Below are 20,673 nucleotides of genomic sequence, written 5' to 3'. Positions count from 1 at the left end.
GGCAATGCTGATTGATTCAGGTTGCCGGATATTGCATAGCCACGGACCGGTTTCTCGATTTATCCATTTTCCGACGGGAACGCCGGAAATGAATCTCGACCAAATAGCTCCTCAAACCTCATATTTATAAACTCATAGCGACCGGCCGCATCTTTTAGAGAAACGGCTGATGTTGAGTGGTTCATGATGGACAGAAGACGCTCTTGGCTTTCGCGTATTTGCTCCTGGGCCTCAACAAGATCAGTATGGTCTACAACAACTAGAACGACACTCTGTGGTGTTCCTGTCATGCTCATGGATGGCGTGACAAACACCTGAAATGTCCTTTTTCCAAACGTGATTTGGAAACTTTCCTTGCGTTGCTCGGTTAGAGCCGCAGTGAGGCTCTTATCGATGTTGTCGAGGAAAGCTGGTAGCTTGAGGCGTCCTATATGCATTCCGCTTGCTGAGAGTGGCAAGTCATAGGTCCTGACTGCAGCGCCATTGGCCCTCTTCAGGAAAAGCTCAGGGTCAAACACCATAATAGGAAAATCAATTGTGTTATAAACACCCTCAAAATCGCTATTAATCGCGGCAAGCTCGGCTGACTTTATCAGACTTTCTTCATTGACACTTACCAGCTCTTCATTTGTTGCCTGAAGTTCCTCATTGGAGGCCTCAAGCTCTTCATTGGACGCCTGCAACTCCTCATTAGATGCCTGGACTTCTTCATTAAGCGCCTGCATTTCCTCATTGGAGGCAGCCATTTCCTCCATCAAAGTTTGGAGGTGCTCTCGTGTCGATGCCAACTCATCGTCGGGGAAAACTTCAGCACCGTCTTGTGGCTCAGTTTCCTTGACGGCGTTAGCGGCATCGGCTTGTGCAGAACGTTCAAAAACTACCAAAAAAGTGTCTGCTTCAGCCAGTTCTCCCACTGGATGAACCGCCAACCGCCATACCTGTTTGTCCAAAGACGAAATCCGTCGCTTCCGACTATAGGAACTAGCCTGACGACGACGAGCGCGATGCATCGTGGTCAGGATTTCATTGGAAAACTCAGGAACTATTAATTGAGCGAGATTCATTTCCGGCGTTCCCGTCGGAAAATGGATAAATCGAGAAACCGGTCCGTGGCTATGCAATATCCGGCAACCTGAATCAATCAGCATTGCCGGTCCAAAATGGTCTGCAAGGGCATTCAGAAAAAGCCGCTCATTCGATCTGTCGGGATTTCTCGGCTCATGTCTTGGAACCTTTAGCTGTCCCCTTACCAGCTTTCCCATAGTGATAGGACGGCTCTGCCCCCGTGGACGGAAGATTCTGGCCCGCCGATCCACTGACGCAAACATGGCCTCCTGCTGGGTAACCGTTTCAGAGCGCCCAAGAAACAGCAGACCGTCTTCGCGAAGCGAATAGCGCAGAATCGATAAAACCTTGGCTTGGAGATCAGAGTTGAAATAGATCATCACGTTGCGGCAGGTGACCAAATCCAGCCGCAGGAATGGCGGATCAACATTGACGTCCTGCCGTGCAAAGGTGACGCAGTCCCGAAGTTCCTTGGTCGGTTCAAATCCGTTGCCACAGGGAATAAAATACTTCGAAACATATTCTTGGGGCATTTCCGCCATGGCGGTCTGGTTATAGATACCCCGCCGAGCGACGCTCATTGCGTTGTTGTCGATGTCTGTCGCAAAAACCTGGAGACGGCTTCCAATGCCTCTCTCGGAAACTAATTCCGAAAACATGATTGCCAGCGAATAGGCTTCCTCGCCAGTGGCGCACCCGACCACCCAAACTCGGATTTCTTCACCAGGAAGTTTACGGCTCACAATCTCTCGGGCGTGCCTCTCCAAGGCGCGAAAGGCATCCTTGTCCCGAAAAAACTCTGTTACGGAAATCAACGTCTCTTTGGCCAGAGCATCGAGCTCGTCGGGATCGCTATCCGTCTTGCTCAAATATTCAGAGAGGGTTCCGGTATTGGTAGCAGCCATCCTTCGCTGTAAACGTCTCTGGACCGTGGACAGTTTGTAGCTGGAAAAGTCAATCTTAGTGCGCAGTCGAACGCGCTCAAACAGGTCTGATAGCTCAGCGGGCCGCTGTTCACCACTCTCAAGATTCGGCAGCATGCCTGGGAAGCGCACCAAACGCTCTAACTCGCGCCCAATCTGGTCTGGTGATACAATACGATCAGCCACACAGGCATCGATAGCCGAACGCGGCATGCCATCATATTTGGCGGTCTCGGGGATTTGGACAAAGGTAATCCCCCCCGCCGACTTGATTGCCCTCAACCCCCTCGTGCCATCTGATCCGGTGCCAGAAAGGATTATTCCAATGGCGCGCTCCTCAAATTCGTCGGCCATGGACTGAAAAAGTATATTGATCGAGGGCTTTGGAGAGATTTCAGGAGACGCCTGGCTGAGGACGAAACACTCGTCCTTGAAAACCAAATTTGTACCGGGCGGGATGATATATATGACGTCCGGTTGGGGGCGTTCGCCATCGGCGAGTTCACGAACCGGCAGTCGGGTTTCACGAGACAGAATGTCCGCCATCATGCTGCGATGCGTTGGCGACATGTGCTGGGCGATGACGTAAATGCAGCCAAGGTCCAGGGGCAGCCCCCCTACAAACTGGCTAAGGGCCTCCAATCCTCCGGCAGAGGCCCCAATTCCAATCACATGCGGCTTGCTGTCAACTTTTACATCCATGCAACTCAGCCTCTTACCGCAACAAATTCGCGTTTGATTTAAGATTCACCCCATAACCGAGCAAAACAATTTATGTAGCATCTTCTAATTTTTTAAACTTACAGACAACAAAGCACAAATATCCGACAAAATAACTTATATACCGACCTCTACCATCGCATATGTACATGAAAATATATATTCCATCAAGATTCTGCGATGCTCAAAATTGGGGAGTGTCATAGAAAGTGCCTTTTGTCAGGAGCCGGACACCCGGCAAACAGCGGCCCCAGACGCTTCTCATCGCGGGCTTCCGTCTGACGACGGCGGGGCACACGGTGAGGTCATACCGGAAACTAAGTTGAGTTACCCAGGCACTGCGCTTGACCTCTGTACATCCCGACCCGAGAATACCAATCAAAATTGGGACGCCCATTTCCCGCATGACCGCCCCATCAGAATGCCGACGATTTATCGGTTGGCGATTATTGCCGCTTTGGCCGCCTCCTCGCGGGCGCGACGAAGATTTGACTCAAGCAGCTTGACCTCGGCAACCCCATCCTGATTGAGAAACCGCATCAAATAAGGAACCCGATCCTCTCGATCCGCATGGTTCCGGCCCTTGTTGTGGGTGAACTTTTCAAGGAATGCGACGTCGATATTCGGGAAAGCAAAATAGGCAAGCATGACAAGAAACTCACCGGCTCGATCTGACAAGCGGTCAAACACCTCAAGCAGAGAGTCACGCAGGGCTCCCTCACGCGCCTTGTCTTGGTAGGAGCGCCGGTCCATCTCCTGCTCGTAAATTTGCCTCACCTTGACCCAGCTTCGCTCTAGAACCAGGGTGTCATATTCAAAAAGGAGAGAGCGAAATAGATCGAGTTCGCGGTTGCGCACGGTCGGCAAATCATAGAGGTCAGATTCCAGCAATGGCCGAAGTGACTGTAGCTCTTTGGAAGCGACTAGGACTTCCTTGGTTTCATTGCCTACCTTCTTGGTAACTTTCCGCTGGTATAGGGCTTCCCAGGCTCCATTCCAGCTCTGCCGTATGCGCTCAGCACTATTGGGATCGTTTTCGATAAAAGACCAAAGATCGACTGCTGTTGATGTTGCTGGATTCCATTTCCACGATGATCCGACAATGCTGACTGTGCGGCTTTTCATCATTGCGGGAACAATGTGTGCACGGACCACTGCCTCAAACTTCTCTGAAAAGTCCGGGGAGAGAGCAAAAGATGGCTTCAAAGTGCGTACGCACTCTGGGTTGCGGCGATGAAAGAAAGACAAAATTGATCGAGGACGCCAGCACATCGCGTCGGCAAAAATGTCCTCGAAGGAGGTGTGAGGCGGATAACTCGGTGCCTCAACCTCAATAATGGCTGTGGCCTCGACGACGCCCTCTAGGGTTGACGACCGAGCAAGCAGCATTTTGTGTTTCTCGGCGACAGCACGAAGTGTTTCCATGCTGAATTGGCGCAAAATAAGAAGCTTTTCTGGTGTGGTCGCGTTGTTTCCGCTTGCGTGATGCGTGAAGAACAGGCGGATCATCTCGTGCAAAGGCGCTTTGTGTTCGCGGCGAGGCAACCATGACTCGACCACGCGATCCAAAGCAGCGCGCAACTCGGCAGCATCTCTAGCAGCTTCGAGTTCCTCAACATGTGATGAAAACGGCGATGGGCAATTTTCTCTGCGCCCGGCACGATCAACCGGCATTTTTTCCTCTTGTCTCAGCCTGCGTCCCCCTTGGCCAGGCGATTACAGCCGTGCTTCACTAACATTTGATCTGGAGCCGCCCGTGGGGGCCGGTCACCGGACAGATCGCCATCGACAGGGCAAATTCAGACAAATTTTTATCACTGGGCTTGGATTTCTGGCCGACGGTATCAACCATTCTCTTTCAGAGACCGCATAACGTCTGCCTGACTCGCGGCAACCTGCAACTCATCATCCATGAACCGGCTATTGCCCAGGGGTTTGGTAGCGCAGCCCCTTTTACCTTGTGTCAATTCAACCAGAATGAAATTTCCCTCGGCCTCTTGGATCCGATGAACATCCCTCCAAGCCCTGCTAAGAGATTGTTTCATTCCATCCCCCAATTTTCGCGCCCCGCCCATGACCATAACGATTTCCTCAACCGCGCCAAGCCTTTCGGAAAGCGTCTCCGAACATCCAAGCGGAAACTCATTTCCCATTATGATGCGGTCAATATCGGAACTAACAATTTCAAGTCTATGCTGGGCAATGTCCGCCAAAACCTTTAGAAACGTGCCTTTGATGGCATCGAGTTTCTCAAGCAGGATATTCCCTTTCTGACCGTCTTGGGGATAGCTCAGATCGGCCAGCGAAAGCAAATTGACCAGCCTGTGAGCAGCTTCATGCAACCCTTCGCGCAACCGCTGCCGCGTCGAGGTATTGTCAGTCGATTGCATGTCCTGCCTCAGACGCTCGATGCTTGTCGCGATCTTGTTCACGCCATTAAGGATAGTGGCCTCCCGTGCAGACAGGGATGGGATCTCCTCAGCCCTTGGAAGGACTGGTCTCTGCCCATTATCCCTCATGGCCGGAGCAGACTGCACCCCTCTTGGCATCGACGAACCGGAAGGTGGATTCGGTGGTTTTGAATGTTGGCTATCTGTCGCCCGCCGACGCGGGCCGCTATATTTAGCGTTGCGGTTCTTCCCGCGCCGACAAGGGCCTCGATAATTATGGTGAGCAATAAACTCCCTACTGTCGGTCATGGCGCGAGTAAGGTTCTTCAACAGGCTCCGCGTACCGATAGGCAGCGTCATGACGCTGTTCGCCCCGGAATTGAGGATCATCGACAAATGGGCTGGGTCCATGTTTCCGGTTAGGTAGATTATCGGCACCGCCGCCGCTGGCCCGCGACAATCCCTTCGAATGCGTTTGACCACCTCCACCGAACCAGCAAACTCGGCTTCGGCGCAGATGACTGCGTCGTAGGCCGACTGGGAAAGCTCATAGATGGCGGCTTCTATGTCGTCGGCCTTCGCCACGTTGGGGAGGCCGATCTGATGCAGGGCGGTAACGATGAGTTGGCGAAGATTGCCAGCCTCGGCAATGACCAAACAGGATTTTCCAAAGAACGATAGGTTCAGCGTCATCACTGCCTTCAGGCTCGTGTCTTCTCAAGCCGCCAATGCGGACCGGGATCACCGCCAGCATGACGTCCCAGGTCATCGAAAGACCTAGGAAGGTCGGTAAGCGCAGCCCACGCAGCCTCTGCCTCGGCCACACTTGCGTCTGCATTGTCTGAGATGCCACGCACTAGCTCCAGAACAGCAACATCAGCATCATTTGCGGGCTGGCAGGTGTTTCTCCGAGCATTCATGTCAGGCATGTCGTGTTTCCGGCGACGGTGGATCGAGAAGCCTTTAGAAAGTGGCAGGTTCAGCGCAAATTAGAACAAGAGCCACGCCTTGCTGTGGCTGCAACGGCGTTGAAAAACTGTGGTTATGCAGCCGATATATGCGGACACCCATAGTGACGAGGCCACCTGCCCCAAAGGCAATCGCGTTAGCCGAGCGATATGGCTGTCGAGACCCTCGCTCGGCCTAGCTACAGCCCCTTGATTGGCGACAAGAAGTTGCGGTTAAGTCAAATTTAGCACGTCCATGATCACAAGTGTCGAGTCCAGCTTCGTGATAATTTGTTCCATCCCGTGACGGGAATTTAGCGAAGGGTTCGGAACGCGTCGGCGGCTTGGTCCATTGGTCTCGTGGCAAGCAGTCTGGGGCAACCTTTGCTCTCGAACGCTCTCCTTGCCACTCCATTGATCGCAATACGTGGCTCGCGTAGGCTGCTCGGATGATCAATATCCAGCAGCGCCTTTCCTCAATAATCCGCGACACCGGCTTCGCCCGTGTCAGCCAATTAGTCATTTCATCTGACCATCCTCCTTACCTGACGCGGCATCGCGCCGAAACCATTGCCTCACGTATACGAATAGTCGCCAGTGCCTTCTCTCTTCTGACCCTGGCATGGATCGCCCTCGACCGCTTGGTGCTGCCTTGGCCAAGCTGGGGCTGGCTGGCCGGGTTGAGGTTGTTTGCGTCGCTCGTTTTCATCGTACTTGCCGTCGCATCCCATCGCGGGGTGACGCTGAAGCGGGCCTTGTTTTTGCTGGCAGCACTTCTGGCGTTGCCGTTGGCCCTTTTTCTGGCCGCTCAGTTCTCGCTGTCGGGACTGCCACTTGATAATGCTGCCGCAATCGATGCGCGCCTCTATGCTGCCCTACCGATCATCATCGTCGCCGGTCTGGGGGTTATGCCACTGACTGTGGCCGAAGGACTGGCATACGCACTGCCTGTTATCGTGGCGGCGACGCTCGGCCCGATTCTGGCCAATGGGATCGACTGGGTTGGTCAGCTGTCCACCATGTGGGTGTTGGGTATGATCTTGGGGGTCTATCTTCTGGAGAGCATGATCCAGCTCCACTACATGATCAGACTACTCCAGCGCGCCAGCCACGACCCGCTCACCAATGTCTTCACCCGCCACAGCGGCAACGAAATCATCGACACACAATTCCGACTGTCATGCCAGCGGGATGCTCCTTTCGCCGTGGCCTTCCTCGATCTTGATAACTTCAAGAGCGTAAACGATGCCCATGGTCATGAGGCTGGGGACTGGGTGCTCAAGAACGCAGTCACCAACCTTACCCGGCTGCTGCGCAGTTCGGACACCATCATCCGTTGGGGTGGCGAGGAGTTCGTGGTGGTCCTCGGCAGCGCCTCCGCTGAAGGCCAGCGGATCGCCATCCAGCGCATCGTGAACGAGTGGCTGGGCACTCGCCCCGACGGCCAACCAGTGACTGCGAGCATCGGTGTCGCCGAACGCATCGCCGATAATGCCCAAGACTGGCCAGCACTGATTGAACTGGCCGACGCCCGCATGTATCAGGCCAAGATGTCGGGCAAGGCTCAAGGCATCATGAGCGCGGACGAGGTGATCGTTCCTAACATAACGCCACACGCCGCCCCGCAGTCTTCGGCAGACCGTTTAAACGTCTGAGATAGGTCAGCCTGAGCTGTAGCCGACCGCTCTACCCAGACACCCGTCGTTCACGGCGAAGAGCCCCCATGTGCTACAACCGGTCGTCCTTGGGAAGCGATCAGGATTGGTCCGCACCATCCTTGAGCGTGAAGAAGAACGTCGTGCCTTCGCCCAGCTCAGACTCTAGCCAAATCTCGCCGCCGAAACGGTGGACAATTCGCCGACAAAGTGTCAGGCCGATGCCAGTGCCATCCTTGTAGGACATAGGGTCAAGACGCTGAAATATCTCGAAGATCTTGCCGTGATATTGCGACTCAATACCAATGCCGTTATCGGATACAGCAAAGCGCCAGTCGTTGCTGGGCATACGTTCCGCACTCACCGAAAGCACCGGCCTGCGGTCTGGCGCACTATACTTGATGGCGTTACTGAGTAGGTTCTGAAACAAACTGACGAGATGGGTCTGATCGGCGATAACCGTCGGCAAATCACCGACTGTAACCTCTGCTCCGGATGAATGCAGGTCCAGTTCAAGATTTTTCAAAGCCCGTGCTATGGCATCCCCAGCAGGTATCGGTCTTAAAAGCTCCAACTGTTGCGATGTTCGGGAAAATGCCAAAAGATCGTGAATCAAATTGGTCATGTGCTTCCCGCCTTCAGCGATAAAGCGAAGGAAATCGTCAGCATCTGAGTCAATTTTCCCTCTATATCGATGCTCAAGCAGCTGGGCGTATCGAACCATATTACTTAGTGGAGTCTGTAGATCGTGTGATGCAACATAGGCAAATTGCTCAAGGTCAGCGTTTGACTGCTCCAATATCATATTTTTATCATTTAGCGCATTTTGGGCCTGATTTTTTTCGTCGATCAAACGTTCGTTAACCATCAAGATAAACGAAATGATCCAGCCGATGACAAAGATGATCTGCTCGAACACTACAGATGCGTTGATCGCTGTCAGCGAATAGATGTCCTTAACCCTGTCGCTGGGATTAGACAGAGCCGCGCTGACAAGGAATGAAATCGACAGGAAGAGCAAGAATGCTGACGCAGCCAGATACGAAGTCATCCTGGTCTTACGAAATTCTGAGATGGTCACAGTGAAGGCCCATAGGGATGTCACAGAGTAGACCAGTAGATAGCATAAGAGTCGCATCTTAAAATTGTCATCAATAAAAAAATAATAAGCGTATTCAGAGCCGTAAATGGCCAAGCCACCCAGTAGCAAGCGCCAGTCAGCCCTTCTTCCTGTGAACTGTAAAAGACCAAAAAGAACCAGCGCATATCCACAAAATATGGCCACATTCCCTGCGACAAATGAAAGCCATCCGGGCAGTACAGCTCGCAATGCTATAGCCCCGAAGCCGAAAGCGAAAAATGAATTAGACAGGGCAACAGCCAGGACGCCGTTGATGGCCCTGTTGTTGATGAATAGGAACCACGCAAAGGCGCTCGCCAAAACTGACGCTCCGCCAAGGACGAAGAACAAGGTGGATATGTCGAGTTTCACCCGTCACCCCCCCGCATACAGAAACGAGAGACAGAAAATTGATTTCGTCATGAGACGACCTATTGGGGGACACGCGACAAATCACGCAGCCCCTACCGGACCCAGACCGCCACCACACCAGCGATAGCGGCAGCCACTGCCAGCCATGCAAACCAAGGCTTGGGGCGGCGACGGACTGGCGGCGGCGCAGATAGTCCAAAGTACCCCATAACGCCCCCACATCCAAAGCAGATGACCGACCGGGTGGCTGTCGAAGGCGACCCAGTTGGCCTTGTGAGGGACAGAACTGTCGAATCTCCTCCCTATGGAAATAGGGCTATTTCTTTTAGCCCGGTTAGAGCGTATTTCATTCAATCCGGTTCATAGCCGCATGATTTGAAGTAGTTGGCGCATTCTGCGGGCTTGAACAGATCGACGAGCCTCCCGATGAGGCTCCAAAGGCCGGATACGGTTCGCTCGGCCTCCTTTCGCAGCAGGGCCTTGAGCTTGGCGAAGGCCTTTTCGATGGGGTTGAAATCGGGGCTGTAGGGCGGGAGGAATAGTACCGTCGCCCCGACGGCCTCGATCGCTTCCCGAACCGCCGGACGTTTATGGCTGGACAGGTTATCCATGATGACGATGTCGCCTGGGCATAGTTCCGGCACCAGGATTTGGCGCACGTAGGCCTCGAACCATTCGCCGTTGATCGGGCCGTCGAGGACCATTGGCGCCACCATCCCGGTCATCCGCAAACCTGCGACCAGGGTGGTGGTTTTGCGATGGCCGTGCGGGAACCCCATCCGCAGCCGCTCGCCCTTTGGGCTACGTCCGTGCGTGCGGGCCATGTTGGTGGCCGTCCAGGTCTCGTCGATGAAAACCAGGCGTTCCCCCGTCGCAGCGACCACAACAACGATGGCAACGGCGCAGCGGGAAAGAAACTTCATAGTGTTACCTCCTGGTGGGAATCCATGCGGAGATTTATAGAACCCTAATGTATTGGGCGAAAGCACCATTTACGTCCAAGATGGAATGGTCTTACGCCTTCACCACCGGCAGTTCTTCCCAACTGGTCGTGTAACTCGGCGTTCGATTGTCGCAGCGCATCTGCCAGGGTGCGCCCTTCGGGGCCAAGCCGTAGCCGACCGCTCCTTTGCCCAGCTTGCTATTGAGACCGTCCACGGCAGCCATGAGCGCCTTGGGTTTCTCGCCAGTTTCTGGCGTTGGAGAAAACAGGTCGCGGGGAATGTCTTCGGGCCGCACAAGATCGAGCATGATCACCCCGGCCTTCTTATAGCCGTGACCTCGGGTCGCCCCGCCAGTTTCACCGGCAGACTGTCGGCCATATGGATCAGCAGCACATAGGCTACTACTTCTTTCGGAACCCTAGTCGCGTCAGCATAAAAGTCTGCCGCTATGCAATTACGATTCCGCATCATGGTGATCTTTCGGTCAAACGCTCCCGAAGCTTTGAACAGCCGATCTTTCATCCCCCGCACATCCCTATTTCTTTTGGCCGAGTCAATAGATCAATACGGACGAACAACCGGTCGATGAGAGGGGCGGCCCCGCCAAATGGCCGAGTTCGGTTAGTTGGAGCCGATTGGCCCATCGCCGCGTCTGACAGCTCCCTTTACGCTCCAATGAAGGCCGAGCGTGGTCCAACGATGATCTCCTGCAAAGAGCGACCACACTCCGAGATTCTCATAGCTTTCATCGGGTGATTGCCCATCAATCTCCAGGCGGCAGGCCAGATCTTGGAAATCCACCCCTGTGGTTTCCCGGCCAGGAGCATGACAGCACGAACACCGACCGATCGGCACATGGGGCGTAGCGGCCTCGAGCAGATAAAGCAGTTCATGGACGTCGAAACCCGGACGAACTCTTGATCTCAGGGTTTCTGGGATGAGGTGGTAGCCGAGGTAAACCGCGTCATGCAGGCACGGTTCTTGGCACGGGGTTCTGATGATCGAGGCCACCACTCCGGAAAACCCAGAGGGTATGGAGGGCATCTGGGACGGTGACAGCAGCGTGATCCGACCAAGGATGTCTTCGATGGTTACATCGGCTGGAAGCCGTCCGGTAAGCGGCATAATTGGTTGATTGGAATCCATGGGGCCTCCTCAAGGAGGTATTTATCCAGCAATCGGCATCCAGAACGATCCATTCCCACGGCCTCGAAGTGCCTGAACAAGCGGCTTGTCATCAACGCATCTGAAACAGTTCCTGATGGAAACGTTCCGGCGGCAAGCCGTTGGCAACGAAATTCTCTCGCAGTGCCTGACCAAAGCCGGGCGGGCCGCAGAACCAAAAACTGGCCGACTGCCATTCCGGCACCACAGCCCGGATGCGTTCGCCGTTCAGTCGTCCACCCTTGCCATCGACCAGGAGGTGCAAGCGTACACCGGCAGCAGTGGCATCGGCTGTTAGACGGTCAATGGCAGTTTGATCGAACTCGGTTGTCGGGTGAAACAAATCGATGGTCTTGCTATCCGAATTGGCCGCACAATGCTTGAGACGGGCGACAAAGGGCGTGATGCCGATGCCTGCGCCGATCCAGATCTGGTGTGACTGCGTATCCTCAAAGTCGAAGCAACCGTAAGGGCCTTCCACCGTCACCGGCATGCCAATCTTCAAGCGTTCCCGCAAACGGCTGGTGTGATCGCCGAGCGCCTTGGTGATGAAGGTAAGGCGATGATCAGCCGGATTCCAGGCGGAAGCGATGGTATAGGGGTGGGCTCCCTCTTTCTTGTCGGAGGTGACGAAGGCGAATTGCCCGGCGGCATGGCCACACCAGCCGTCATCCAGCACGACTGTGGTTTCGAGAACGCGCAGGGCCGGGTAGTTGATCAGGGACTCGATGGTGCCCTGCACTTTACGTCCGGCACCGATGCGGCCTGTCAGGGTCAGCACGGCGGCAACGCTGCCGCCCAGCAGCAAAGTTGCCAGCACCCAGCCGACCGGCTGTGTCCAGTAGACGAATTTAGTGAGCACAGCAGAGTGATAGGCCAGGGCCAGGTAGGCTGCTGCTAGCCATTTGTGGGTCTTGACGAACAGGTGATAGGGAAAGCGCTTGACCAGGGCCAGAACGATCAAAGTCACGGCGGCGTAGAACACCCATTCGCCTATGGATTCAGCCAGCCTTCAATGGCACCGAGCGTCTGGTCAACATTTGGTTTGCGGGCGGGTTTTTCCAGCCACCCCCAGCCGACCATCCACTTGGTGCCTTTTGCCCACCACCAGTGCAGGATGGAAACCGCCAAAGCGCTGACCTTCCCCAACGTGGTCAACGATATACCAATACGGAAATCGTCGAAGGGCGTGTAGGAGTTTTTGTGTAAACGGTCGGCTGGAAGCCGCCCGGTAAGCGGCATAATTGGTTGATTGGAATCCATGGGGCCTCCTCATGGAGGTGTTTATCCAGCAATCGGTATCCAGAACGATCCATTCCCACGGCCTCGCACTGCCTGAACAAGCGGATAAGCGAGCTTCCTTCGAAGGAAGGCAAGGATCTCAGCCTCGACCTCGATTTGGGGCAACTGTGGGGCAAGGCCCCAAAAAGGTTTAGGCCCCAGCTTCTGACTGGGGCCTAACTCCTTGATAACAAGGCAATAAATGGTGCCCAGGGCCGGAATCGAACCAGCGACACTGCGATTTTCAGTCGCATGCTCTACCAACTGAGCTACCTGGGCCTCGCACGCCTCGCGGCGAAGAGGAGGCGCTTATAGGCGACTTTCCGGGTACCGGTCAAGCCCCCTCAAGGCAAAAAGTTCAATCTTCCTCGGGAAGCCCTTCCGGGTCTTCCACCGCCGGCGCCCGATAGGATTCGGTCAGCCAGCGGTGCAGGTCCACGTCGGCGCAGCGGGCGGAACAGAAGGGTTTGTACTTGGGCTCGGCGGGCTTGCCGCAGATGGGGCAGCCGGGCGCGGCTTGCTCGGTCATCGGGTCGCTTCCTCGATCAGAATATCCTCGGGGGCGCGGGCCGCGTCCTCGCGGATGGACAGGGGATGGCCCAGCCGGCGCTCGGCCTCGGCGCGCTCGGCCGCCAGGCCGGCCAGGGCGGCGGCCACGGATGGCGCGGCGCGGAGGACCAGAATGCGGCCGGGCACCGCCAGCGCCTCGGCCAGCAGCCGGCGCAGCGCCGCCAGGGCCAGGGTTTCGGCGGTGGCCGCCCGGGAGCGGCGGCACAGCAGCTCGGCCAGGGACGGACCGCGCCGTTCGCGGGTCAGTTCCACCAGCCCCAGCGGCGAGACGCCGAACACATGGGTAGGGGTGGGATCGGCGCCGACCGCCTGCTTCAAGGCCTCGGCGAGGCGGTGCAGCGGCTTCCTGTCGCGGCCCGAGACGAAATCCACCACCACCTGCCCGCCGATGTTGCGCAGGCGCAGCTGGCGGGCGATTTCCGCCACCGCCGCCCCGTTGACCTCGGCGGGACGGGCGCCGGCCGAATCCACGTCGATGGCGGTGAGCGCGGCGGCCGGTTCGATGACCAGCCGCCCGCCGCCCGGCAAGGGCACCACCGGGTCCAGCGCGGCGTCCAGCGCTTCGTCCACCTCGTGGTGGGCGTCGGGCACCACGCGGGCCTGGGGAAAGGCGGCGCCGAGGCGCGCCAGCGGATCGGGACGGTGCAGCAGGGCCGGAGCCTCGCCCAGGGCGGCAAAGCCCTCCTGGACGGCCAGCAGCGGCCCCTTGCCGCCCCTGGCTTCCGCCCGCACCCGCACCACGACGCAAGCGCCCTCGGACAGGCCCAGGGCCCTGGCGCCGGGCAGGAAGCCCTGGCGCTCCCCCTGTCCCAGGTCCACGAAGGCGGCGTCCAGGCCCTTGTCCACGGCGGCGACACGGCCCCGGAAGACACAATCCCGCAGCAGGGAGGGACGATCGATGATCAGGTCGAGGGGGCGGCCGTCGGCCAGCACCAGATAGCGGGCCTCGCCGGGGCTCGTGGAGATCAGGAGCTCGTATGCGGGCGAGACGCCCGCGCTCCGGGAGTCGGTCACGGCCGGAAGCCGAAGCCGTCCAGCAGCTGCGCCGTCTCGAACAGCGACAGGCCGACGATGTTGGAATACGAGCCCTGGATGTCGCGCACGTGGCGCGCCGCCAGTCCCTGGATGGCGTAGCCCCCCGCCTTGCCCTCCCACTCGCCCGAGGCGACATAGGCGGCGACCTCGTCGTGGGACAGGCGCTTGAAGGTCACCGAGGAGGTCACCGTGCGCCGCCCGACGCGGCCGTCGGGAGCGATCAGGCAGATGCCGCCCACCACGCGGTGGCGGCGCCCGGACAGCAGGTCCAGGCACTTGCGCGCCGTGGCTTCGTCCTCGGCCTTGGGCAGGATGCGCCGGCCGCAGGCCACCACCGTGTCGGCGGCCAGCACGAATTCCCCCGGATGGCGTTCGGCCACGGCCAAGGCCTTCGCCTCGGCCAGACGGCGGGCGTGGGGAACCGGCAATTCGCCTTTGAGGGGCGTCTCGTCGATATGGGCGGGGTCGACGAGACCGGGCGTGATGGCGATCTGGCGAAGCAGGTCGAGGCGCCTGGGCGATGCCGACGCCAGCACCAGAACGGCCATGGGGTTACTTATAACGGAAGGTGATGCGGCCCTTGGTCAGATCATAGGGCGTCATCTCGACGTTCACCCGGTCACCGGCCAGCACGCGAATGCGGTTCTTGCGCATCTTGCCGGAGGTATGGGCAAGAATCTCATGGTCATTGTCGAGCTTGACGCGGAACATGGCGTTCGGAAGCAATTCCGTCACCGTTCCCGAAAACTCGATCACATCCTCTTTCGCCATTTGGCCTCCGAACTGGGTTTTGCGCGCGCGAAGATAAGTGAGCGCAGGCAGGGTTTTGGTCAAGCGTTTTCGAGCGTAAGCCCGGTTAATATGTTGGCGGCATCCGCCCTGTCATCCCGAGCCGTGGCGAGGGATCTCCGCCTGGACAACCCGAGCCAATACTGAAACGCCGCATCGGACGGAGATTCCTCCTTCCGATGGTCGTCGGAATGACAATTCCCAGGCCTATTCCCTTGCCATGCCGGAGGCCGGGAAGCGCTTGCGGATATGGCGCTCCAATTCGTCCCGGACGGCGCGGTAGGCGTCGAGTCGGACCTCGCGGCTGCCCTCGATCAGCGTGGGGTCGAAGGTGGGCCAGAACTCCACCTCGCAGGCGTTGTGCCGGGTGAGGTCCACCGCCTTGTGCTGGGCCTCGGGGGACAGCGACACCACCACGTCGAAGCTGTCGTCCTCCAGTTCCTCGAACAGGCGCGGCCGGTGCTTGGAGACGTCGATGCCGATCTCGTCCATCACCTGGACCACGAAGGGATCGGGCTCGCCGCGGCGCACGCCGACGGAATAGACATAGATGCGCTTGCCGTGGATGCGCTTCATGATGCCTTCCGCCATGGGCGACCGCACCGCGTTCATGGTGCAGCAGAACAGCACGGCGGAGGGCAGGTCCCCCATCTCCCCCCTACCCTCGGATGTGCAAGACGCAGATGAGGGTGAACAGGCGGCGCGCGGTGTCGAAATCCACGTCGATCTTGCCCCCCAGACGCTCGCGCAGCAGTTCCGAGCCCTCGTTGTGCAGCCCCCGGCGGCCCATGTCGATGGCCTCGATCTGGCTGGGCGTCGATTTCTTGATGGCGGCGAAATAGCTTTCGCAGATCAGGAAGTAGTCCTTGACGATGGACTGGAAGGTCTTCAGCGGCAGCGGCACCTGCACCAGGGGGGTTTCGTCCTCCTTGCGCACGTCGAAGATCAGCCGCGTGTCCTCCAGCTTGATGTACAGCGCATAGGGACCGACGAAATCGCCGTTGGGGGCGAAATAGTTCTCCTCCAGCAGATCGTAGACGGCGACGGCGCGCTCGTGCTCCACCTCGGCGGCGCGGCGGACCTGATACTTCTCCACCAGTTCGATCTTGGCCAGCTTCTGGCGATGCGGCATCAGCCGGCCCCCATGTTGAGCCGGAGCGCCACCGAGAGCCCATGCGCCCCCAAGCCTTCGGCCTCGGCGAGGCGCACCGCCGCCGGGCCGATGGCCCGCAAGCTGTCGGCGTCACAGCCCAGCAGGGTGGTGCGCTTCATGAAGTCCAGCACGCCCAGCCCCGACGAGAAGCGGGCCGAGCGCGCCGTGGGCAGCACGTGGTTGGGGCCGCCGATGTAATCGCCCACCGCCTCGGGGGTGTAGCGGCCGAGGAAGATGGCGCCGGCATGCCTGACCCGGGCGGCCAGGGCATCGGGGTCTTCCACCGCCAGTTCCAGATGCTCGGGCGCGATGCGGTCGATCAGCGGCAGCGAGGCCTCCAGGTCGGGCACCACGATGATGGCGCCGTGATCGTCCCAGCTTTCCCGGGCGATGGCGGCGCGCGGCAGGGTCTTCAGGTGGGACTCCACCGCCTCGGCCACGCGGGCGCCGAAATCGGCGTCGTCGGTGATGAGGATGCTTTGAGCGGCGGTGTCGTGCTCGGCCTGGGAGAGCAGGTCGGCGGCGATCCAGGCGGGATCGTTGAAGCGGTCGGCCACCACCAGGATCTCGGACGGGCCGGCGATCATGTCGATGCCCACCGTGCCGAACACCCGGCGCTTGGCGGCGGCGACCCAGGCGTTGCCCGGGCCGACGATCTTGTCCACCGGACGGATGGTCTCGGTGCCATAGGCCAGCGCCCCCACCGCCTGGGCGCCGCCCACGCGGTAGATCTCGTCCACGCCGGCCACCTTGGCGGCGGCCAGGACCAGCGGGTTCAGCCTGCCGTCGGGACTGGGCACCACCATCACCAGCCGGGGCACCCCGGCGGCCTTGGCGGGAATGGCGTTCATCAGCACCGACGAGGGATAGGCGGCGGTGCCGCCCGGCACGTAAAGACCGGCGGCGGAGACCGGGCTCCAGCGCAGGCCCAGGCGCACCCCGGCGGCGTCGGTGAAGGCATCATCGGCCGGCACCTGGCGGGCATGGAAGGCGCGGATGCGCTCGGCGGCCAGTTCCAGCGCCCTGATCAGTTCCGGATCGCACGACTTATAGGCGGCCTCCACCTCGGCGGCGGTGACCCGCAGGGTGGCGGGGGTCAGCTCCAGACGGTCGAAACGCCGGGTGTAGTCGATCAGCGCCGCGTCGCCCCGGGTCCGCACTTCGGCCAGGATGGCGGCCACCGCCTGATCCACGTCCTCGTCCACCTCACGCTTCATGGCCAGCAGGGCCAGAAAGGCGGCTTCGAAGCCGGGAGACCGGGAATCGAGATTCTGCACCATCAGCCTCCGCACGCCTTGCGAAAGGCCTCGATCCAGCCGGTCATCTCGTCGGGACGGGTCTTCAGCGCGGCGCGGTTGACGATCAGGCGGCTCGTCACCTCGGCCAGCACCTCGACCTCCTTCAGGCCGTTGGCCTTCAGCGTCGCGCCCGACGACACCAGATCGACGATGCGGGTGCACAGGCCCAGCGAGGGGGCCAGCTCCATGGCGCCGTTGAGCTTGACGCATTCGGCCTGGACGCCGCGCGCCGCGAAATGGCGCTTGGTCACTTCCGGATACTTGGTGGCGATGCGCACGTGGCTCCAGCGCTTCGGATCGTCCGAGGCGGCCAGATCGTCGGGCTCGGCCACCGACAGGCGGCAGGCGCCGATGCCCAGGTCCAGGGGCGCGTAGATCTCGGGATAGTCGAATTCCATCAGCACGTCGTTGCCGGCCACTCCCAGATGGGCGGCCCCGAAGGCCACGAACGTGGCCACGTCGAACGAGCGCACCCGGATGATGTCGATATGGGGATGGTTGGTGGCGAAGCGCAACAGCCGGGTCTTCGGATCGTCGAAGGCGGGTTCGGGATGAATGCCGGCGGCACGGACCAGCGGCATGGCCTCGTCGAGGATGCGGCCCTTGGGAAGGGCGATGACCAGTTTGTCTTGCGGGCTCACGTCTATGGAAACTCATATGATCCGGGGAGCCCTGTTTACCCGGTTTCGCGCCCCCATTCCAGTACTGAGAAACAATCTTTCGCCTGTTACCATCGGTTACCGAAAACCAACCGACGCGCCTCGCTGGTCGCGTTACAATGCCGCCAGGATTCATGCGGGCAAGATGCCCGCGCTCCACATGCCATCTTGCCCGGAGCGCGGCGGTCCCGGCCGCATTTCGACAACGGAAGCCATGGACAACACCAATCCCCACATCCTGGTCGTGGACGACGACCGTGAAATCCGCGACCTGCTGGCCAAGTTCATGGCGCGCCACGGCCTTCGGGTCAGCGTCGCCAAGGACGGCGTCGAAATGACGAGGACGCTGGAGGAGCGTCGCATCGATCTGGTGGTGCTCGACCTGATGCTGCCGGGCGAGGACGGATTGAGCCTCTGCCGCCGCCTGCGCGAGACCCGCTCGGGCGTGCCCATCATCATGCTGACCGCCATGGGCGAGGATACCGACCGCATCGTCGGCCTGGAGATGGGGGCCGACGACTACGTCGCCAAGCCCTTCAACCCCCGTGAGTTGCTGGCGCGCATCAAGGCGGTGCTGCGCCGGACCCAGACGGCGGAGGAAACGCCTTCCGAACGGGGCGGAACCAAGGTCCGCTTCCTGGGCTGGACCCTCGATCTGGCCAGCCGCGACCTGCACTCGCCCGAGGGCGTGATGGTGGCGCTGTCGGCGGGCGAGTTCGGACTGCTGCAGGTGTTCGTCGAGCATCCCCGCCGGGTGCTGTCGCGTGACCAGCTGCTGGATTTCGCGCGCGGGCGCTCGGCGGTGCCCTTCGACCGTTCCATCGACATCCAGGTCAGCCGCCTCAGACGCCGTATCGGCGACGACGCCCGCGACCCGCAGATCATCAAGACGGTCCGGGGCGGCGGCTATCTCTTCACTCCGGAAGTGGAGCGGCCATGAGCCCCCTGCTTTACCCTGTCATCCCGAGCGCAAGCGAGGGATCTCCGCCTGGAACAGGGTGCCGGTTATGAACGGTCATGCCAGGATGAGATCCCTCCTCCCCTTGGTCGTCGGGATGACAGGCCAAGTCGAAGGGCAGCCGGCATGAGCCCGCTATCCCAATCCCCCCGCCGCCTGCGCCTGCTGCCCGACAGCGTGGTGGGCCGCACCGCTTTGGTGCTGGTGGCCGCCCTGATGATCTCGGCGGCGGCGGCGGTGGTGCTGTTCGCCCTCCAGCGCCAGGAGGCACTGAAGGTCATCGGCGGCCGCAACGCCGCCGAGCGGGTGGCGGGCCTGGTCACCCTGGCCGAGCAGATGCCGCCCGAGTCGCGCCAGGATACCCTGAACAGCCAGGACACTCCCAATTTCCGCGTCGGCTGGGGTCCCCAGCCGATCGCCCTGGACGACGAGAATTTCGGACTGGCCAACCATGTGCGCTCGGCCCTGAAGGAAGGGCTGGACGGGCGCGGCATCAAGGTCTCCACCCGTCCCGGCCCGCTGCTGGGCGGCCCCGCCACCGGCATGGGGCGAGGCGGACGGCACATGCATGGCCCGGGCGGCGGTCCCGGCGGTCCCGGCGGCGGCCGGGTGATCGGCCCGGCCTTGCGCATCTCGGTCCCCCTCAGGGACGGGACATGGCTGAACGTGCTGGCGCCGCTCGACCTCGGCGACCCCCTGTGGCGGCCGCGCTTCGTGGCGCCGCTGGTCATCGCCCTGGTGCTGGTCACCCTGGTGGCCCTGCTGGCGGTGCGCCACGCCACCAAGCCCTTCGCCACCTTCGCCCAGGCGGCGGAACGCCTGGGGGTGGACGTTTCCGCCCCGCCGCTGGCCGAGACCGGCCCGCGCGAGGTGAGGCAGGCGGCCCAGGCCTTCAACGTCATGCAAAGCCGCATCACCCGCTTCGTCCAGGACCGCACCCAGATGCTGGCGGCCATCAGCCATGACCTCAAGACACCCATCACCCGGCTCCGCCTGCGGGCCGAGTTCATGGACGACGATGACCAGCGCGCCCGGATGCTGGCCGATCTGGAGGAGATGGAGGCGATGATCGCCGCCACCCTGGCCTTCGCCCGCGACGACGCGGCCAGCGAGCCCCGTATCCGCCTCGACCTCGCCGCCATGATCCAGGGCATGGTCGAGGACCTGGACGACCTGGGAGCGCGCTGCTCCTATGACGGGCCGCAATCCCTGGTGATCGAGGCCCGCCCGGCGGCGCTGAAGCGGGCGCTGGCCAACCTGATCGACAACGCCATCAAGTATGGCGGCTCGGCCGCCGTCACCCTGGCGGCCGAACGCGGCAACGCCCTGGTCACCATCGACGACCAGGGGCCGGGCATCCCTTCGGAAGCGCGCGAACGGGTGTTCGCCCCCTTCGTTCGCCTGGAGGCCTCGCGGTCGCGGGATACCGGCGGCACCGGGCTGGGCCTCGCCGTGGCGCGGGCCGCCATCCGCGCCCATGGCGGCGACATCACCCTTTCCGACCGGCCGGGCGGCGGCCTGCGGGTGACGGTCAGCCTGCCGGGTCTGGAGGGATAGGCGGGCGGGACGCCCGCGCTCCATGGTAAGGAACCGGTGCGGAGCGCGGGCGTCCCGCCCGCATCCATCAGCC

General features: G+C 60.1%; 20 protein-coding genes, 1 tRNA gene and 1 pseudogene. 3 read left to right on the top strand and 19 right to left on the bottom strand.

The window, feature by feature from the left end:
• Positions 1–59: 59 nt before the first annotated feature.
• The 3 genes from ACV4UZ_RS05780 to ACV4UZ_RS05770 all read right to left on the bottom strand — a co-directional run bounded on the left by ACV4UZ_RS05780 (position 60) and on the right by ACV4UZ_RS05770 (position 5,791).
• Complete coding sequence (locus tag ACV4UZ_RS05780; protein WP_491599960.1) at positions 60–2,690, bottom strand: chemotaxis protein CheB; 2,631 nt, start codon at positions 2,688–2,690, stop codon at positions 60–62.
• 450 nt (positions 2,691–3,140) lie between these two features.
• Positions 3,141–4,382 carry a hypothetical protein gene (locus ACV4UZ_RS05775; protein WP_491599959.1) on the bottom strand — a complete coding sequence of 414 codons (1,242 nt, stop codon included), beginning with the start codon at positions 4,380–4,382 and terminating at the stop codon, positions 3,141–3,143.
• A gap of 170 nt (positions 4,383–4,552) precedes the next feature.
• Positions 4,553–5,791 carry a response regulator gene (locus ACV4UZ_RS05770; protein WP_043744968.1) on the bottom strand — a complete coding sequence of 413 codons (1,239 nt, stop codon included), beginning with the start codon at positions 5,789–5,791 and terminating at the stop codon, positions 4,553–4,555.
• Between the two features lie 703 nt (positions 5,792–6,494).
• Between ACV4UZ_RS05770 and ACV4UZ_RS05765 the strand changes: the two genes are divergently transcribed.
• Entirely contained in the window at positions 6,495–7,700 is a 1,206-nt protein-coding gene (locus ACV4UZ_RS05765; protein ID WP_491599958.1) for a GGDEF domain-containing protein, read from the top strand.
• Between the two features lie 100 nt (positions 7,701–7,800).
• On the opposite strand, the gene ACV4UZ_RS05760 is transcribed toward ACV4UZ_RS05765, so the two are convergent.
• The 16 genes and pseudogenes from ACV4UZ_RS05760 to hisG all read right to left on the bottom strand — a co-directional run bounded on the left by ACV4UZ_RS05760 (position 7,801) and on the right by hisG (position 18,067).
• Positions 7,801–9,192: a sensor histidine kinase gene (locus ACV4UZ_RS05760; protein WP_491599957.1), complete on the bottom strand. Its 1,392-nt coding sequence runs from the start codon at positions 9,190–9,192 to the stop codon at positions 7,801–7,803.
• Positions 9,193–9,542: 350 nt separating this feature from the next.
• Positions 9,543–10,058 (bottom strand): annotated as a pseudogene (locus ACV4UZ_RS05755) (IS630 family transposase); the annotation flags it as partial.
• Between the two features lie 148 nt (positions 10,059–10,206).
• Positions 10,207–10,443, bottom strand: a complete 237-nt coding sequence (locus tag ACV4UZ_RS05750; protein ID WP_011385694.1) for a DUF4113 domain-containing protein — start codon at positions 10,441–10,443, stop codon at positions 10,207–10,209.
• Between the two features lie 2 nt (positions 10,444–10,445).
• Positions 10,446–10,658, bottom strand: coding sequence for a hypothetical protein (locus tag ACV4UZ_RS05745; protein ID WP_043744971.1), 213 nt, complete (start codon positions 10,656–10,658; stop codon positions 10,446–10,448).
• 99 nt (positions 10,659–10,757) lie between these two features.
• The gene (locus tag ACV4UZ_RS05740; protein ID WP_491599956.1) at positions 10,758–11,282 is read right to left on the bottom strand and encodes a hypothetical protein; all 525 of its coding nucleotides are present in this window, start codon (positions 11,280–11,282) and stop codon (positions 10,758–10,760) included.
• 91 nt (positions 11,283–11,373) lie between these two features.
• Complete coding sequence (locus ACV4UZ_RS05735) at positions 11,374–12,285, bottom strand: ferredoxin reductase family protein (RefSeq protein ID WP_491599955.1); 912 nt, start codon at positions 12,283–12,285, stop codon at positions 11,374–11,376.
• 8 nt (positions 12,286–12,293) lie between these two features.
• Positions 12,294–12,563 carry a hypothetical protein gene (locus ACV4UZ_RS05730; RefSeq protein ID WP_491599954.1) on the bottom strand — a complete coding sequence of 90 codons (270 nt, stop codon included), beginning with the start codon at positions 12,561–12,563 and terminating at the stop codon, positions 12,294–12,296.
• Between the two features lie 221 nt (positions 12,564–12,784).
• Positions 12,785–12,860: transfer RNA gene (locus ACV4UZ_RS05725), tRNA-Phe, on the bottom strand.
• A 79-nt stretch (positions 12,861–12,939) separates the two neighbouring features.
• Positions 12,940–13,110 (bottom strand): DNA gyrase inhibitor YacG, encoded by a 171-nt coding sequence (locus tag ACV4UZ_RS05720; protein ID WP_491599953.1) that lies wholly within the window; start codon positions 13,108–13,110, stop codon positions 12,940–12,942.
• Positions 13,107–14,165, bottom strand: a complete 1,059-nt coding sequence (locus ACV4UZ_RS05715) for a ribonuclease E/G (RefSeq protein ID WP_491599952.1) — start codon at positions 14,163–14,165, stop codon at positions 13,107–13,109. The genes ACV4UZ_RS05720 and ACV4UZ_RS05715 overlap by 4 nt, the downstream gene beginning before the upstream one ends.
• Complete coding sequence (locus ACV4UZ_RS05710; protein ID WP_491599951.1) at positions 14,162–14,734, bottom strand: Maf family protein; 573 nt, start codon at positions 14,732–14,734, stop codon at positions 14,162–14,164. Before ACV4UZ_RS05710 ends, ACV4UZ_RS05715 begins: the two co-directional genes overlap by 4 nt.
• Before the next feature lie 4 nt (positions 14,735–14,738).
• On the bottom strand, positions 14,739–14,957 hold the full coding sequence (infA, locus tag ACV4UZ_RS05705; RefSeq protein ID WP_008617671.1) for a translation initiation factor IF-1: 219 nt from the start codon (positions 14,955–14,957) through the stop codon (positions 14,739–14,741).
• Positions 14,958–15,182: 225 nt separating this feature from the next.
• Positions 15,183–15,626 (bottom strand): arsenate reductase ArsC, encoded by a 444-nt coding sequence (locus tag ACV4UZ_RS05700; RefSeq protein WP_009868957.1) that lies wholly within the window; start codon positions 15,624–15,626, stop codon positions 15,183–15,185.
• Positions 15,627–15,633: 7 nt separating this feature from the next.
• On the bottom strand, positions 15,634–16,107 hold the full coding sequence (locus ACV4UZ_RS05695; protein WP_068436409.1) for a UPF0262 family protein: 474 nt from the start codon (positions 16,105–16,107) through the stop codon (positions 15,634–15,636).
• A complete protein-coding gene (gene hisD / locus ACV4UZ_RS05690) occupies positions 16,107–17,408 on the bottom strand; it encodes a histidinol dehydrogenase (protein ID WP_491599950.1) in 1,302 nt (433 codons plus the stop codon). The genes ACV4UZ_RS05695 and hisD overlap by 1 nt, the downstream gene beginning before the upstream one ends.
• Positions 17,408–18,067, bottom strand: coding sequence for an ATP phosphoribosyltransferase (gene hisG / locus ACV4UZ_RS05685; protein ID WP_491599949.1), 660 nt, complete (start codon positions 18,065–18,067; stop codon positions 17,408–17,410). The genes hisD and hisG overlap by 1 nt, the downstream gene beginning before the upstream one ends.
• 232 nt (positions 18,068–18,299) lie before the next feature.
• Between hisG and ACV4UZ_RS05680 the strand changes: the two genes are divergently transcribed.
• Together ACV4UZ_RS05680 and ACV4UZ_RS05675 are read left to right on the top strand one after the other, a co-directional pair.
• Positions 18,300–19,025 carry a response regulator gene (locus tag ACV4UZ_RS05680; protein WP_491599948.1) on the top strand — a complete coding sequence of 242 codons (726 nt, stop codon included), beginning with the start codon at positions 18,300–18,302 and terminating at the stop codon, positions 19,023–19,025.
• A 144-nt stretch (positions 19,026–19,169) separates the two neighbouring features.
• Positions 19,170–20,600: an ATP-binding protein gene (locus tag ACV4UZ_RS05675; RefSeq protein WP_491599947.1), complete on the top strand. Its 1,431-nt coding sequence runs from the start codon at positions 19,170–19,172 to the stop codon at positions 20,598–20,600.
• The last annotated feature ends 73 nt before the right edge of the window (positions 20,601–20,673 follow it).

The organism is Paramagnetospirillum sp., assembly GCF_058402745.1.
The sequence above is the reverse complement of the archived record's forward strand: the minus strand, read 5'-3'. Positions and strand labels throughout refer to the sequence as shown.

Excerpts from the sequence above, each read along its gene's own strand:
- ACV4UZ_RS05780 (WP_491599960.1), bottom strand. The coding sequence starts at position 2,690 with ATGGATGTAAAAGTTGACAGCAAGCCGCATGTGATTGGAATTGGGGCC.
- ACV4UZ_RS05775 (WP_491599959.1), bottom strand. The coding sequence starts at position 4,382 with ATGCCGGTTGATCGTGCCGGGCGCAGAGAAAATTGCCCATCGCCGTTT.
- ACV4UZ_RS05770 (WP_043744968.1), bottom strand. The coding sequence starts at position 5,791 with ATGACGCTGAACCTATCGTTCTTTGGAAAATCCTGTTTGGTCATTGCC.
- ACV4UZ_RS05765 (WP_491599958.1), top strand. The coding sequence starts at position 6,495 with ATGATCAATATCCAGCAGCGCCTTTCCTCAATAATCCGCGACACCGGC.
- ACV4UZ_RS05750 (WP_011385694.1), bottom strand. The coding sequence starts at position 10,443 with ATGCTCGATCTTGTGCGGCCCGAAGACATTCCCCGCGACCTGTTTTCT.
- ACV4UZ_RS05745 (WP_043744971.1), bottom strand. The coding sequence starts at position 10,658 with ATGAAAGATCGGCTGTTCAAAGCTTCGGGAGCGTTTGACCGAAAGATC.
- ACV4UZ_RS05740 (WP_491599956.1), bottom strand. The coding sequence starts at position 11,282 with ATGGATTCCAATCAACCAATTATGCCGCTTACCGGACGGCTTCCAGCC.
- ACV4UZ_RS05730 (WP_491599954.1), bottom strand. The coding sequence starts at position 12,563 with ATGGATTCCAATCAACCAATTATGCCGCTTACCGGGCGGCTTCCAGCC.
- ACV4UZ_RS05720 (WP_491599953.1), bottom strand. The coding sequence starts at position 13,110 with ATGACCGAGCAAGCCGCGCCCGGCTGCCCCATCTGCGGCAAGCCCGCC.
- ACV4UZ_RS05710 (WP_491599951.1), bottom strand. The coding sequence starts at position 14,734 with ATGGCCGTTCTGGTGCTGGCGTCGGCATCGCCCAGGCGCCTCGACCTG.
- infA (WP_008617671.1), bottom strand. The coding sequence starts at position 14,957 with ATGGCGAAAGAGGATGTGATCGAGTTTTCGGGAACGGTGACGGAATTG.
- ACV4UZ_RS05700 (WP_009868957.1), bottom strand. The coding sequence starts at position 15,626 with ATGGGGGACCTGCCCTCCGCCGTGCTGTTCTGCTGCACCATGAACGCG.
- ACV4UZ_RS05695 (WP_068436409.1), bottom strand. The coding sequence starts at position 16,107 with ATGCCGCATCGCCAGAAGCTGGCCAAGATCGAACTGGTGGAGAAGTAT.
- hisD (WP_491599950.1), bottom strand. The coding sequence starts at position 17,408 with ATGGTGCAGAATCTCGATTCCCGGTCTCCCGGCTTCGAAGCCGCCTTT.
- ACV4UZ_RS05680 (WP_491599948.1), top strand. The coding sequence starts at position 18,300 with ATGGACAACACCAATCCCCACATCCTGGTCGTGGACGACGACCGTGAA.
- ACV4UZ_RS05675 (WP_491599947.1), top strand. The coding sequence starts at position 19,170 with ATGAGCCCGCTATCCCAATCCCCCCGCCGCCTGCGCCTGCTGCCCGAC.